At 51.2% G+C, this 12,874-nt stretch carries 16 protein-coding genes; 5 read left to right on the top strand and 11 right to left on the bottom strand.

Going from position 1 to position 12,874, the window contains the following annotated elements:
- Nucleotides 1–11: 11 nt before the first annotated feature.
- The gene (locus tag A0129_RS01285) at nucleotides 12–314 is read right to left on the bottom strand and encodes a Dabb family protein (RefSeq protein WP_105029050.1); all 303 of its coding nucleotides are present in this window, start codon (nucleotides 312–314) and stop codon (nucleotides 12–14) included.
- A 29-nt stretch (nucleotides 315–343) separates the two neighbouring features.
- Nucleotides 344–1,981 (bottom strand): 3-(methylthio)propionyl-CoA ligase, encoded by a 1,638-nt coding sequence (locus tag A0129_RS01280; protein WP_291711679.1) that lies wholly within the window; start codon nucleotides 1,979–1,981, stop codon nucleotides 344–346.
- A 95-nt stretch (nucleotides 1,982–2,076) separates the two neighbouring features.
- On the opposite strand from A0129_RS01280, the gene A0129_RS01275 reads away from it, so the two are divergent.
- The 5 genes from A0129_RS01275 to A0129_RS01255 all read left to right on the top strand — a co-directional run bounded on the left by A0129_RS01275 (nucleotide 2,077) and on the right by A0129_RS01255 (nucleotide 5,837).
- On the top strand, nucleotides 2,077–3,603 hold the full coding sequence (locus A0129_RS01275) for a YdiU family protein (protein ID WP_291711678.1): 1,527 nt from the start codon (nucleotides 2,077–2,079) through the stop codon (nucleotides 3,601–3,603).
- 17 nt (nucleotides 3,604–3,620) lie between these two features.
- A complete protein-coding gene (gene msrB, locus A0129_RS01270) occupies nucleotides 3,621–4,034 on the top strand; it encodes a peptide-methionine (R)-S-oxide reductase MsrB (RefSeq protein WP_291711676.1) in 414 nt (137 codons plus the stop codon).
- Nucleotides 4,035–4,065: 31 nt separating this feature from the next.
- On the top strand, nucleotides 4,066–4,701 hold the full coding sequence (locus tag A0129_RS01265; RefSeq protein ID WP_291711673.1) for a septation protein A: 636 nt from the start codon (nucleotides 4,066–4,068) through the stop codon (nucleotides 4,699–4,701).
- 3 nt (nucleotides 4,702–4,704) lie between these two features.
- The gene (locus tag A0129_RS01260; protein ID WP_105029047.1) at nucleotides 4,705–4,983 is read left to right on the top strand and encodes a BolA family transcriptional regulator; all 279 of its coding nucleotides are present in this window, start codon (nucleotides 4,705–4,707) and stop codon (nucleotides 4,981–4,983) included.
- Between the two features lie 71 nt (nucleotides 4,984–5,054).
- Nucleotides 5,055–5,837 (top strand): peptidylprolyl isomerase, encoded by a 783-nt coding sequence (locus tag A0129_RS01255; RefSeq protein ID WP_291711671.1) that lies wholly within the window; start codon nucleotides 5,055–5,057, stop codon nucleotides 5,835–5,837.
- A 94-nt stretch (nucleotides 5,838–5,931) separates the two neighbouring features.
- Here the strand turns inward: A0129_RS01255 and A0129_RS01250 are convergent, their stop codons facing one another.
- The 9 genes from A0129_RS01250 to lepA all read right to left on the bottom strand — a co-directional run.
- A complete protein-coding gene (locus A0129_RS01250; protein WP_291711669.1) occupies nucleotides 5,932–6,492 on the bottom strand; it encodes a glycoside hydrolase family 3 N-terminal domain-containing protein in 561 nt (186 codons plus the stop codon).
- Nucleotides 6,380–6,955 carry a beta-N-acetylhexosaminidase gene (nagZ, locus tag A0129_RS01245; protein ID WP_291711668.1) on the bottom strand — a complete coding sequence of 192 codons (576 nt, stop codon included), beginning with the start codon at nucleotides 6,953–6,955 and terminating at the stop codon, nucleotides 6,380–6,382. The genes A0129_RS01250 and nagZ overlap by 113 nt, the downstream gene beginning before the upstream one ends.
- 24 nt (nucleotides 6,956–6,979) lie before the next feature.
- Entirely contained in the window at nucleotides 6,980–7,384 is a 405-nt protein-coding gene (acpS, locus tag A0129_RS01240; protein WP_291711666.1) for a holo-ACP synthase, read from the bottom strand.
- Between the two features lie 23 nt (nucleotides 7,385–7,407).
- Complete coding sequence (locus A0129_RS01235; protein WP_291711664.1) at nucleotides 7,408–8,148, bottom strand: pyridoxine 5'-phosphate synthase; 741 nt, start codon at nucleotides 8,146–8,148, stop codon at nucleotides 7,408–7,410.
- The gene (gene recO / locus A0129_RS01230) at nucleotides 8,145–8,879 is read right to left on the bottom strand and encodes a DNA repair protein RecO (RefSeq protein WP_291711662.1); all 735 of its coding nucleotides are present in this window, start codon (nucleotides 8,877–8,879) and stop codon (nucleotides 8,145–8,147) included. Before recO ends, A0129_RS01235 begins: the two co-directional genes overlap by 4 nt.
- Nucleotides 8,872–9,768, bottom strand: a complete 897-nt coding sequence (gene era, locus A0129_RS01225) for a GTPase Era (protein ID WP_291711660.1) — start codon at nucleotides 9,766–9,768, stop codon at nucleotides 8,872–8,874. Before era ends, recO begins: the two co-directional genes overlap by 8 nt.
- Before the next feature lies 1 nt (nucleotide 9,769).
- Nucleotides 9,770–10,486 carry a ribonuclease III gene (rnc, locus tag A0129_RS01220; RefSeq protein ID WP_291711658.1) on the bottom strand — a complete coding sequence of 239 codons (717 nt, stop codon included), beginning with the start codon at nucleotides 10,484–10,486 and terminating at the stop codon, nucleotides 9,770–9,772.
- Nucleotides 10,487–10,506: 20 nt separating this feature from the next.
- A complete protein-coding gene (lepB, locus tag A0129_RS01215) occupies nucleotides 10,507–11,373 on the bottom strand; it encodes a signal peptidase I (RefSeq protein WP_291711656.1) in 867 nt (288 codons plus the stop codon).
- Nucleotides 11,374–11,375: 2 nt separating this feature from the next.
- Nucleotides 11,376–12,874: translation elongation factor 4 (lepA, locus tag A0129_RS01210; RefSeq protein WP_291711654.1), on the bottom strand; the 1,499-nt coding region annotated here is incomplete at its 5' end.

Genomic DNA, 12,874 nt, shown 5'->3' with positions numbered 1-12,874 from the left:
AAATCAATTCATTAAACTTCGTAATCCATGCACTGCCGAGCCGTGCGAACCTCTCCAATGAAGCTTTTAATGGCTTCATGCGTGGGGTGAACCGCGTAGGCATCCAACGCTGCCTTGTTCTCGAAGGTCGAGTACAACACCACGTCGTACGTGCACTCAAGGCTGGTACCACCCAAACCCACTTCAAAGTCCACAATACCCGGCACGATGTTGGCGCAAGCCATTAGCTTTTCCTTCACCAGTTCCATGTTGCGGGCCTTGGTGTTGCCAAGGGCTTCGTCTTTCAACTGCCAGAATACGATGTGCTTAATCATTGAACTTCTCTAGATTTGGTTGGGTAATCTCAGTTTGGTAACTGATAGTCTTTGAATTGCTCGCGCAATTTCAGTTTCTGGATTTTACCAGTCGCTGTGTGTGGCAATTCATCAACAAACGCAACATCGTTGGGCAAACAGTATTTCGCCACTTTGCCTTCATAGAAGTTCAGTAGCTCCTCTTTGCTCACTTCGATACCAGGCTTACGCACCACTACAAGCAAAGGGCGCTCATCCCATTTCGGGTGGTAAACGGAGATCACCGCCGCTTCATGCACCGCAGGGTGTGCCATGGCGACATTTTCCAGCTCGATCGAGCTGATCCATTCACCGCCCGACTTGATGACATCTTTGCTTCGATCCGTAATCTGCATAAAGCCTTCACGATTGATTTTCGACACATCCCCTGTGGCAAACCACTTCTTGCCATCCTTATCGATCGTGAATGCTTTCGCTCCCTCACCGCCGTAATAGCTGTCGATTACCCAATGGCCACGAACCAGCAAATCGCCGAAAGCCTCACCATCCCAAGGCAATTCCTCACCATCGTCACTGACAATTTTCATGTCCACCCCGAAGATTGCAGTCCCCTGCTTTTGCAGGATGTTCTGCTTTTCTTCCAGAGACAAATCCAGGTGCTGAGCTTTTAGTCGACACACCGTACCGAGCGGTGACAACTCAGTCATTCCCCACGCATGAATTACTTCAACACCCAGGCTATTCAGCGTTTTGATCATCGCCGCTGGCGCGGCAGAACCACCAATCACCGTACGGTTGAAATAATTGAACTTCAAACCATTTTGCTGCACATGGTTCAACAAGCCCAACCACACTGTGGGTACTCCGGCCGAGAAGTTTACCTTCTCGCTTTCCAGCAATTCGAAAATGGAGGCCCCATCCAAAGCACCACCGGGCATTACCATTTTGGCACCGGTCATCAGCGCAATGTAGGGAATGCCCCATGCGTTGACGTGGAACATGGGTACGACAGGCAAAATAGTATCGCGGCTGCTCAAGCCCAGGGCATCGGGCGTGCAGGCTGCCATCGCATGCAACACGGTAGAACGATGCGAATACAGAGCACCCTTGGGATTGCCCGTAGTACCGGAGGTGTAACACAGGCCAGAGGCCGTATTCTCATCCAGTTGGGGCCACACGTATTGGTCTGAAGCGTTTTTGATCAAGGCCTCGTAATTCAGGCAGCCAGCCACAGCTGGTTCAGAGGGCATCACAGCTTCGTCACACATTTGTACCCAACGCTTTACGGTGGGGCACGCAGGCGCAATCGCCCTGATCAATGGCGCAAACGTACTATCAAAAAACACCATGGTGTCTTTCGCGTGGTTAATGATGTACACCAATTGCTCCGGAAACAAACGCGGATTCAAAGTGTGTACGACCGCACCCATGCCTGATACAGCATAGTAAATTTCAACGTGGCGGTAACCATTCCACGCCAGAGTCGCAATGTTTTCACCCTGCTGTACGCCAAGTTCAGTCAGGGTGTTGGCCAACTTCTTGGCGCGTTTGGCCACTTCGCCATAGGTGGTTCGATGAATATCGCCTTCCGTACGGCGTGATACAACTTCAACGTGTGGGTGGTGCCGCTCCGCGTGTTCCATCACCGATGAAATCAACAGGGGCATGTTCATCATCAAACCTTGCATTTGCGCTCTCTCCTCCAGCTATTACGTTTGTTCTTCCGCCTTACCCGACTACAATGGTGGGGTTGTTTAACGAAACTATACTTCAGGACCGCCCTTTGTTTCATAATCACGATTCTATTTTGGTTCAAGAATACGCAAGTTTGGGTACGCCTTATCTTGCTGAGGTGCCCACCACACCCCTCCGTACAGAAGCTGGCCTGGTTCACCTCAACACCGCTTTGGCCACCGAAGTGGGCTTGAATGCTGAAGAATTGAGCAGCACACAGGGTATTGATGTTCTCTCTGGCAACACGCCATTTCCAGGTTACCAAAGTAAAGCCAGCGTATATTGCGGGCACCAGTTCGGGCAATTTGTGCCACAGCTTGGCGACGGCCGCGCCTTGCTGATCGCCGAGATTCGCAAAGGCAAACAATACCGTCAGCTACAACTCAAAGGCGCTGGCCCCACCCCCTACTCCCGCCATGCCGATGGCCGTGCGGTGTTGCGTTCGTCTATTCGGGAATATCTTGCCTCAGAAGCCATGCATGCGCTTGGCATACCCACCACCCGCGCACTCAGCCTGACGGCGAGTGCGGACCCGGTGTTTCGCGAAACGACGGAGACAGCCGCCATTGTGTGTCGTGTCAGCGAAAGCTTCATGCGCTTTGGCCATGTGGAATTTTTTTGCTACACCAACCAGCTCCAGGCGCTGCGAAACTTGCTGACCTGGCACATTGAGCAACATCATCCTGAAATCGACCTTGGTGATACGGAAGCCAGTTTCCATGCCGGTTTGCTTCAGTGGCTGGGTGTGGTCATCGCGCGCACTGCCCGCATGGTTGCCCAGTGGCAAGCCGTGGGTTTTTGCCATGGCGTGATGAACACAGACAACATGAGCCTTCTGGGTTTGACCATTGATTATGGCCCCTATGGTTTCATCGATGGTTTCGACATTGACCACATCTGCAACCATTCCGACCACCAGGGCCGCTACAGCTATCGCAACCAGCCCAGAATTGCCCATTGGAACTTATACGCACTGGCTCAAGCATTAAGCCCACTGATCCCCGACAGCAAAGAAACGCTTCAAAACCTGCTGGACAGCTTTGCCGATGCATTTCATGCCGAACACAGTGCTTTATTTGCGCGCAAACTGGGCCTACCCAACGAGCAAGGCGATGCGGTGGACAGCCTGATTGAGAACACACTGAAATTCCTGCACGAACATTCACTCGATTTCACGCGGTTTTTCAGGTCAATTTCAGCGCTGAATCCAAGTGCTACCCATGAGGAAAACTTCGCCAGTTGGCAGAAAAGCGCCTTCTTCCCTTTGGCTTTGGGCGACGAGGCACAGGTGAACAACGCAAAACTGTGGCTTAAACAATGGCGAGAGGCGACAAACCGTCAAAACCTGGATATCCAGGCTTGGAAAAAGAAACTCGACCAGACCAACCCAGCCTTCGTGTTGCGCAACCATCTGCTTCAAAACGCCATTGAGCGGGCGCAGCAAGGCGAATTTACAGAGGTGAACCGATTGTTCACCGCATTGTCTGACCCCTACAATGCGGCGCAACTTCCAAATGAGTACACGGCACAGCCACCCGACTGGGCAAAATCATTGGTGCTGAGCTGTTCGTCATGAATTACGGAGACACGATCATGGTTGAAAAAGTTATCAAAACAGAGGCCCAGTGGCGCGAAGAACTCACGCCCACCAGCTTCGAAGTTACCCGCAAGAAAGGCACCGAGCGTGCGTTCACCGGGCAGTATTGGGATCACCACGAGCCCGGCATTTACCGTTGCATTTGCTGCGGAACCGCTTTGTTCGCATCCGACACCAAGTTCGATTCCGGCTGCGGCTGGCCCAGCTACTTCGCACCATTGAACCCCGACAATGTTGAAGAACACGTAGACCGCAGCTACGGCATGATTCGAACCGAAGTGACCTGTAAGATATGCGATTCGCATTTGGGGCATGTATTCGAGGACGGACCTGCCCCAACGGGCCTGCGCTACTGCATCAACTCAGTCAGCTTGGCGTTTGAACCCTTTGCCTCTGACTCATCGGCGTAAAGCACCGGCATAACCAAACTACAATTACTACATGAAACTGTTACTCGATTTTCTACCGATTGTTCTGTTCTTTGTCAGCTTCAAATGGGCTGGCAGCAACCCAGAACAGGCGCAATCCATGCTTGAACCCATATTGGGCAGCATTTCCAATGCGGAAGTGCAAACTGCGCAATTGCCAATTTTGCTGGCCACGGTAGTCGCCATTGTGGCCACGGTGCTGCAAATTGTTTACCAAAAAGCCACCGGCAAAAAAGTGGAAAACATGCAATGGATCGGCCTGATCCTGATCGCGGTGTTTGGTGGCGCCACACTGGTTTTGCAAAATGAAACCTTCATCAAATGGAAGCCAACTGTGCTCTACCTCGCGATGGCAGCAGGCTTCCTGATCGCCTACGCCTTCAAGCGCAATCCTATTGAATTGATGATGAAAGGCCAGGTCGATCTTCCCGCCCCGGTTTGGGTCAATTTATTGTGGGCTTGGGTAGGCTTTTTTGTGGTGATGGCCGTTTTGAATATCGTGGTTGCCTACTCGTTCTCAACCGATGTGTGGGTAGACTTCAAATTGTTCGGCTCCTTGGGGGCCACTCTGATCTTCGTGTTTGGGCAAGGTTTTTACATGTCCAAACACATGAAGCAAACGAATGAACAAAGCAGCGAGGCCAAGTAAAACATGGTCACCAGTGAAGACATCAAACAGCGTCTTGAAACCGCACTCAATGCCAAAGTCGAAGTGGTTGATGAATCACATTTGCATGCAGGCCATGAAGGTGCGAAGTCTGGCGGTCGGCACTACCGGGTCAAACTGAAGTCTGCACGCTTCAATGGGCTAAGAACATTAGCGCGCCATCGTCTCGTGTATGATGCTTTGGCAGAATGGATGAAAAAAGAAATCCATGCTTTGGCTATAGATTCCACTGAGGACTCCACCGAAGGCTCCACAGGGAACTGAACAGAAGACGCGCACCGGGATTCGAGCCAAGCCCATTGTTTTAACTCTCTGAGACACAAGGTTATTTTGTTATGTTGAAAACCACCCTGAAAGCAACTTGCCTGGCCGCCGTTTTGGTTCTGGGCACACCCGTACACGCTCAAAACGCCGCTGTGGTGAATGGCCAGTCCATTCCTAGCGCCCTGGTTGACTTCATCATGGCCGAACAGGAAAAGCGCGGCCAGGCTGCCTCTCCCGAAATGCGCGCCACCATTCGCCAAGAACTGATCAATCAAGAAGTGATGAAGCAAGAGGCCGTTAAAAAAGGCCTGGGCAGCTCCCCCGAAGTAAAGTACCAGGTTCAAATGATGAACCAGGCTATTTTGGCCAATGCATTGCGTGAGGACTTTTACAAAAACACGAAATTGACTGACAAAGAGGTCGAAGCAGCCTACGCGGAAATCGCCAAAATGATGGGTGGCAGCGAATTCCGCGCCAGCCACATCCTGGTTGAGCAGGAATCTGAGGCCAAAGCAATTATCGATCAGTTGGGCAAAGGTGGAAAGTTTGCAGACATCGCAAAGGCCAAGTCGAAAGATCCAGGCTCAGCGCCCAATGGTGGTGACCTCGACTGGGCCAACCCCAACAGCTTTGTACCCGAGTTTTCCCAAGCGATGGTCGGTTTGAAGAAAGGTGAATACACCAAGGCTCCAGTAAAAAGCCAATTTGGCTACCATGTGATCCTGCTGGCCGACACAAGGGAGGCCACACCACCCAAGCTCGAAGAGATTCGCCCACAACTTGAACAGAAAATGATCAATGACAAGTGGGAAGAGTATCAGGGCAAGCTGTTATCGAACGCCAAAGTCAAATAAGCAACAAACCCAAAGAAAAAGCCGCCAGTTAATGCGCTGGCGGCTTTTTCTTTTTATCCTCAAAAACCGTCACAACCCCTGCTACTGACTGTTTTCAAATATTGGTAATTCGGTCGATTGCAGCCTGGTACATGTAACTTTGGCGCAAGTTTTCCCAATTCAGCGATTGCCCGGACAACAAACGACCCAGGCGACGGTTGCGCACTTCCATATGCTCATGAACTTCGGGCACCGGGTTATTTACCAGGGTATCGATGTCATCAAAATTATTACAGACCAGCACTGCATCACAACCCGCCTGCAAAGCGGCGCTGGCTCGGGCACGAATATCCCCCACACCGTGTGCACCCACCATGTCCAGGTCGTCGCTGATCACTGCACCGTCAAAACTGAACTTCACCCTCAATACCTCTTGAATCCAGAAGCTGGAAAAACAGGCCGGCATTGGGTCCACCTCCGAATACACCACATGCGCCGGCATGATACTGGCCATATTCAAGGTCGAATTCAATTGATACGGCAGCGCATCCACCTTCAAAATTTCATTCAATGAGCGATTGTCGTGAGGCAAAGCCAAATGGCTGTCCAAACTCACCCAACCATGCCCAGGAAAGTGGTTTTCCACAGGCTTGCATGCCTGCCAAGGCCATGCCATTCATCAAGGCTGCAGAAAGACGGGATACCATTCTGGCGTCTTTACCGAACGACCGGTTACCAATGATCTCGCTATTGCCCCAATCCAGATCAAGCACTGGCGCAAAACTCATGTCGATGCCACAGGCGCGTAACTCGGCGGCCATGACAAAGCCAGCCTCTCTGGCCAAAAGCACAGCATCATCAAAATCAGTTTCAGCGCGTTGACCAATTTGGCGCATGGAGGGAATTGCGGTAAAACCATCCCGGAAGCGCTGCACCCGGCCACCCTCGTGATCCACAAAAACCGGCTTGTTCGAGCCACCATTTGATCGAATAGATTCCACCAAATCAATAAGTTGGGCTTTACTTTCAAAGTTTCGCGTGAATAGAATAAGTCCGCCAACGGCCGGATTTTGAATGCGTTCAATGTCCTCCTTGGATAAGGTCAAACCCGTCAAACCAATGATGAATGGACCTAACATATCGATTGAGTTCCTTAACTTAAATTATTGTTTTGAATACAAAATAACCGTGGACATTACGTAATTTTGTTCATCACTGATTGAAATTCTCGCCTGAGCCCTGCGGGACTGTAACCAATTCTGCAAACGTTCGGAATAGACCAAAACGGGCGCCCCGGAATCGCCGTTCAACACCGACAAATCCTGAAATGAAAATTCTGCACCCACTCCAGTGCCCATGGCCTTGGAAAACGCCTCCTTGGCGCAGTAGCGTGTTGCAACAAACAAGGTGCCTCGAATGGCCGATTTGTCAGACCGACGCTCATACTCATCAATTTCGGCCGGGGTCAGTACGCGCTTGATAAACACATCCCTGCCCTTGCGCAGCAGACCCTCCAAACGGTCCACTTCTAGAACGTCACAACCCAAACCTAGAATATCGTCGATCATGAGGCAATCAAACCTATGTTCACCTATCGTGGTCTAATTGATTCCAGCTTCGCCGAAATCATGAGTTCTTTCATTTTCTTGATTGCACCTTCCCAACCCATGAACACCGCATTGGCCACGATGCTGTGCCCGATGTTTAACTCTGAAATGGTTTCAATCGCGGCCACAGGCTGCACATTGTCGTAGTTCAGGCCATGCCCGGCGTTCACCCTTAAGCCCTCGGCAACCCCGAAATTGGCCGATTTGCGGATTCTTGACAACTCAAGCTCAACCGCAGGTCCCAAGGCATGGGCATAACGCCCAGTATGCAACTCAATCGCGTCCGCACCGCACTTCAAGGCAGCCTCAATTTGATCCAAGTCTGGATCAATAAACAGCGAAATTCGCATTCCCTGGTCTTTCAAGCGTGCCACAGCAGGCGCAATCAGATGAAAACCGCCAATCACATCCAGGCCGCCTTCAGTGGTTACCTCTTCCCGGCGTTCGGGCACAAAACACACATCTTGAGGCTTCACATCCTCAACCAATCGAATCATTTCCTCAACCACTGCGCACTCGAAGTTCATTCGGGTGCTGATCAAAGGCCTGATTCTGCGCACGTCTTCATCCTGCATGTGGCGCCTGTCCTCACGAACATGCACAGTAATCGCATCCGCGCCATATTCCTCCGCCAACAAGGCAGCACGCAAAGGATCGGGCTCGTGCCCCCTACGGGCCTGGCGAATCGTGGCCACGTGATCAATGTTTACACCAAGTTCAATCATGCTCTTAACAAATGCTCCATCCAGACTCTAGACATCAAACCATTGGGTGCGATGTGAGCCATCAACAGTTTGCGGGTAATCGGTTTTAAGACACTCGCAGCGGACTTTGACCATATGCCATTCTGAATTTCAACAATCCACAAGCCTTGGACCGTTTGCTCAACGCTGCTGTTCAACGAATTGTTTACACTTACCCCGTCTGAGGGAGCCCAGCCTTCCTGGTCTTGCCACACATAGTGACGATCAGGATCAATTGCCGCACCCGCCTTGTCCTGCTGCCAATCGAGACCATAGCCAAGAGACTGAAGCAATCCAACCTCAAATTGACGAATACACACATTCATGTCATCGCCACCAGCCAACCCCAGCAAAGTATTTTGATACAACTCAAAAAGGTCGGGATGCGTGTCCTCACGGCTCAACCCTCGCATTAACAACTCGTTCAGATAATAAGCCGCAAACAGAGCTTTACCATCCGGGGACATCAAACCGCCCAGCCACTCCGCTTGAACCAGGGTTTTTACCTCAGACTTGCCTGTAAAACGCACAGACAGGGGCTGAAAACTGACCAAAACAGCCCGCAAGCCAGAATGTGGCCTTTTCGCCCCCTTCGCAACTACTGGCAGGCGCCCGTGTTCCTTGCAAAAAAGCTCAACAATTAAACTGGTTTCCTTGTACGGCACGCTGTGCAGTACATAGGCAAAATCCGTGTTGGATCGGGTGTTATTCATACCCCAGGCTTTGTAGCAGGGTCGCGTTGTCAGCCCATCCGCTGCGCACCTTCACCCAAGTTTCAAGATGCACGCTGCCACCGAACAATCGCTCCATGTCCTGCCGCGCTTCCGAGCCGATTCTCTTCAGTTTTTCTCCACCCTTGCCAATAATCATCGCCTTGTGAGAGGAGCGATCCACCAGAATCGAAGCATAGATAACCCGGCGACCTTCTTGAATCTCAAATTTATCAATGACCACCGTGCAGGTATAAGGCAACTCATCGCCCACCAGACGAAACAGCTTCTCGCGAATGCGCTCAGCAGCAAGAAACTTTTCAGGACGGTCTGTGAGAGTGTCTTCGTCGTAAAAAAAAGGCTGCTCGGGCAACAAGGCTGACACAGCTTCTTTTAGCGCATCCAGATTCTTGATGGCCTGCGCACTCAACGGCACGATGGCATCAAAATTACGTTGCCCACTGACCTTTTGAAGAAAGGGCAACATCTCGGCTTTCTTGTCGAGCAAATCCACCTTGTTCACCACCGCCACCAACGGTACACCCTTGGGGCAGAGCTCAAGCACTTTCAAGTCAGCCGGCGTGAGTTTGCCTTGCTCAATTACCCATAAAATGACATTCACATCGGCCAGCGCAGTAAGCACCGCTCGGTTCATGGTTTTATTCAGGGCGTTTGAATGCTTGGTTTGAAAGCCGGGGGTGTCCACAAAAATAAATTGGGTTGGCACGTCCTTGACGGTCTCAGTCATCACGCCGAGAACCCGGTGACGGGTAGTCTGTGGCTTGCTGGATGTAATCGACAAATGTTCGCCGATCATTCCATTCATGAGCGTGGACTTACCCACATTGGGTCGCCCCACCACGGCAATCACGCCGCATTTTGATTCGGCCATGTCATTGCCTCCTGCTGGCTTGATTGGGATCGGAATACTCCCGTTCAAGCAATTCGATAAGCACCGCTTGCGCGGCGTGCTGCTCAGCCACCCGGCGAGAATGCCCCTGCCCGACCTTGGTAATTTCAAGGTCTTCAACCTCGCATTCCACACTGAACTCGGGACTGGCCGAAGTTCCACCCTCGACCAATACGCGGTACATGGGCAGTTTCATGCGCTTACCCTGCAGCAATTCCTGCAGGCGGGTTTTGGGGTCTTTACCCATGGACTCGATTGGAGTTTCAAGCATCACGGGCTTTAACAAACGCACCACGCAATCGCGTGCGGCCTCAAAGCCCGAATCCAGGAGGATGGCACCAAAAAGTGCCTCTAGCGCGTCTGCCACAATGCTGTCTTTGATGGTTTTCGCACTGCGAAGCTCGCCAGCACCCAGAAACAAATATTGATCCAGCAACAGATTGCGACCCACCATGGCCAAGCAGTCCTGTTTGACCAGATGCGAGCGCACACGCGACATTTTGCCCTCATCCATGTCGGGATGCGTTTCAAACAACAAAATGGAAGCCGCGCAGTTCAGTACACTGTCACCCAGAAATTCCAGACGCTCGTTGTGATGGCTGCTGTAGCTGCGATGTGTCAAGGCAAGGTGAAGCAAGGCCTGGTCTTTGAACGAGTACCCCAATGCCGCTTCAAGACTTGAATACTTTGAACTATCCACTCAATTCCTCCTGGCTGGCTTTAGTGAAACAAGCCAATTCGGGAAAAGTCATTGAAGTTCATCCACACCAAAAACGCTTTGCCAACAACCTGCTCATCGGACACAAAACCCCAAATGCGACTGTCGCTGGAATTGTCCCGATTGTCACCCATCATAAAGTAATGCCCCTGTGGCACCACACAACGAAAGCCGGTCACGTCGTACTTGCAGTTGTCCCGATTCTTGAAAGTCTGCGCGCCAATCACGTACGGCGGCGCGTCTTCATCATTGAGCACCAGGTGTTTTTTGCCACCCAAGGTTTCCTGAAACTGCAGTGAATAAGAGAAGTTATTGGGATCGTAGTACTTGTCCAGTTCTTTCACCGGCAGAACTTGACCATTAATCGACAGCTTCTTGTTTCGATATTCGACCACGTCACCACCCACGCCCACCACACGCTTGATGTAGTCAAGCGAGGGATCAAGCGGGTAACGAAACACCATGACATCGCCACGCTGAGGATCATTGATTGGAATGATCTTTTTATCGACGATGGGCAAACGAATGCCGTAGGTGAATTTGTTCACCAGAATAAGGTCGCCAATCAGCAACGTCGGAATCATCGATCCTGATGGAATTTTGAACGGCTCCACTACAAACGAGCGCAACACAAACACAAACAAAATGACTGGAAAAAAGCTTGCACTGTATTCCAGCCACAGGGGCTGCTTCATGTACTGCTGGCGAATTCGCCTTTCTGCATCACCATTCAGGTTGGCAGTGGCACCTGCACCCGCCAAGGCTTGCTCTGCTGCCATTTTTCGTTTTGGCTTGAACACAAACACATCAAGCACATAGAAAAAGCCGGTGAACAACACCAGCAAAAACAGGATCAGGGAAAAATTCATTGTTATTTGTCTTCCACTTGGAGAATGGCCAAAAACGCCTCTTGCGGAATTTCCACGTTACCGACCTGCTTCATGCGTTTCTTGCCTGCCTTCTGCTTTTCCAACAGCTTTTTCTTGCGTGAAATATCTCCGCCGTAACACTTGGCCAACACGTTTTTACGCAAGGCTTTCACAGTTTCACGGGCAATAATATTGGCGCCGATCGCCGCTTGAATTGCCACGTCAAACATTTGACGGGAAATGATTTCCCGCATTTTGCCTGCCACTGCACGGCCACGGTAAACCGCATTGCTTCGGTGAACCATGATCGACAAGGCATCCACTTTCTCACCGTTAATCAACATGTCCACTTTCACAATGTCTGCTGGCCTGTATTCCTTGAAGGAATAGTCCATGGACGCATAGCCACGCGAAGTCGATTTCAGTTTGTCGAAAAAGTCGAGAACGATCTCAGCCATCGGCATCTCAAATGTGATGCGTACCTGCCGACCGTGGTAAACCATGTTGGTTTGCGTACCACGCCGCCCCGTACACAGCGTCATCACCGACCCCACATACTCCTGTGGCATCAGCAAATTCACGGTCACAATCGGTTCACGAATTTCATCAACGCGGCTCAGATCAGGCATTTTCGATGGATTGTCCACACGAAGAATGGTGCCATCTCGCTGCTTGATTTCGTACACCACCGTAGGAGCAGTGGTAATCAAGTCCATGTCAAATTCGCGTTCCAGGCGCTCCTGCACAATGTCCATGTGCAACATGCCCAAAAAGCCGCAGCGGAAACCAAAACCCAAGGCCTGAGACACTTCGGGTTCGTAATTCAGGGCCGCATCGTTCAAACGCAGTTTGTCCAAGGCCTCCCGCAAGGCTTCATATTGATTTGATTCCACAGGGAACAAGCCAGCAAACACCTGAGACTGCACTTCCTTGAAGCCTGGCAGGGGTTTGTCAGCAGGCTTGCCGGCCAAGGTCACGGTGTCGCCCACTTTGGCACTTTCAAGCAATTTGATGCCTGCGTTGATATAGCCCACTTCACCCGCTGATAGCGATTCACGCGCAACTGACTTGGGTGTAAATACGCCCACATCGTCTGCAATGTAGGTGTCGCCTGTGGCCATCAGCTTGATTTTGTCTTTGCGGTTGAGCACACCATTGATTACTCGAACCAGCATCACCACACCGACATAATTGTCAAACCAACTATCAATGATCAAGGCTTGTAGAGGGGCATCGCGACTGCCGCGAGCGGGTGGCACCTTGTTGACGATCAGCTCAAGCACATCATCAATACCCAGACCGGTTTTGGCTGAAATGGCGATGGCCTCTGATGCGTCAATGCCGATTACATCTTCAATTTCGGACTTGGCATTTTCAGGATCAGCTTGTGGCAAATCAATTTTATTCAACACGGGCAAAACTTCGACACCGAGGTCCAACGCCGTGTAGCAATTGGCCACGGTTTGAGCCTCCACCCCCTGTGAAGCATCAACAACCAGCA

The sequence above is a fragment of the Limnobacter sp. CACIAM 66H1 genome (genome assembly GCF_001601825.1).
GTDB lineage: Bacteria > Pseudomonadota > Gammaproteobacteria > Burkholderiales > Burkholderiaceae_B > Limnobacter.
Note: the sequence above shows the minus strand (reverse complement) of the source record. Positions and strands in the feature narration are given on the sequence as shown.

Excerpts from the sequence above, each read along its gene's own strand:
- recO (WP_291711662.1), bottom strand. The coding sequence starts at position 8,879 with ATGAATAACACCCGATCCAACACGGATTTTGCCTATGTACTGCACAGC.
- nagZ (WP_291711668.1), bottom strand. The coding sequence starts at position 6,955 with ATGTTAGGTCCATTCATCATTGGTTTGACGGGTTTGACCTTATCCAAG.
- acpS (WP_291711666.1), bottom strand. The coding sequence starts at position 7,384 with ATGATCGACGATATTCTAGGTTTGGGTTGTGACGTTCTAGAAGTGGAC.
- era (WP_291711660.1), bottom strand. The coding sequence starts at position 9,768 with ATGGCCGAATCAAAATGCGGCGTGATTGCCGTGGTGGGGCGACCCAAT.
- A0129_RS01255 (WP_291711671.1), top strand. The coding sequence starts at position 5,055 with ATGTTGAAAACCACCCTGAAAGCAACTTGCCTGGCCGCCGTTTTGGTT.
- msrB (WP_291711676.1), top strand. The coding sequence starts at position 3,621 with ATGGTTGAAAAAGTTATCAAAACAGAGGCCCAGTGGCGCGAAGAACTC.
- A0129_RS01235 (WP_291711664.1), bottom strand. The coding sequence starts at position 8,148 with ATGATTGAACTTGGTGTAAACATTGATCACGTGGCCACGATTCGCCAG.
- A0129_RS01285 (WP_105029050.1), bottom strand. The coding sequence starts at position 314 with ATGATTAAGCACATCGTATTCTGGCAGTTGAAAGACGAAGCCCTTGGC.
- A0129_RS01260 (WP_105029047.1), top strand. The coding sequence starts at position 4,705 with ATGGTCACCAGTGAAGACATCAAACAGCGTCTTGAAACCGCACTCAAT.
- A0129_RS01250 (WP_291711669.1), bottom strand. The coding sequence starts at position 6,492 with ATGGCATGGCCTTGGCAGGCATGCAAGCCTGTGGAAAACCACTTTCCT.
- A0129_RS01265 (WP_291711673.1), top strand. The coding sequence starts at position 4,066 with ATGAAACTGTTACTCGATTTTCTACCGATTGTTCTGTTCTTTGTCAGC.
- lepB (WP_291711656.1), bottom strand. The coding sequence starts at position 11,373 with ATGAATTTTTCCCTGATCCTGTTTTTGCTGGTGTTGTTCACCGGCTTT.
- A0129_RS01280 (WP_291711679.1), bottom strand. The coding sequence starts at position 1,981 with ATGCAAGGTTTGATGATGAACATGCCCCTGTTGATTTCATCGGTGATG.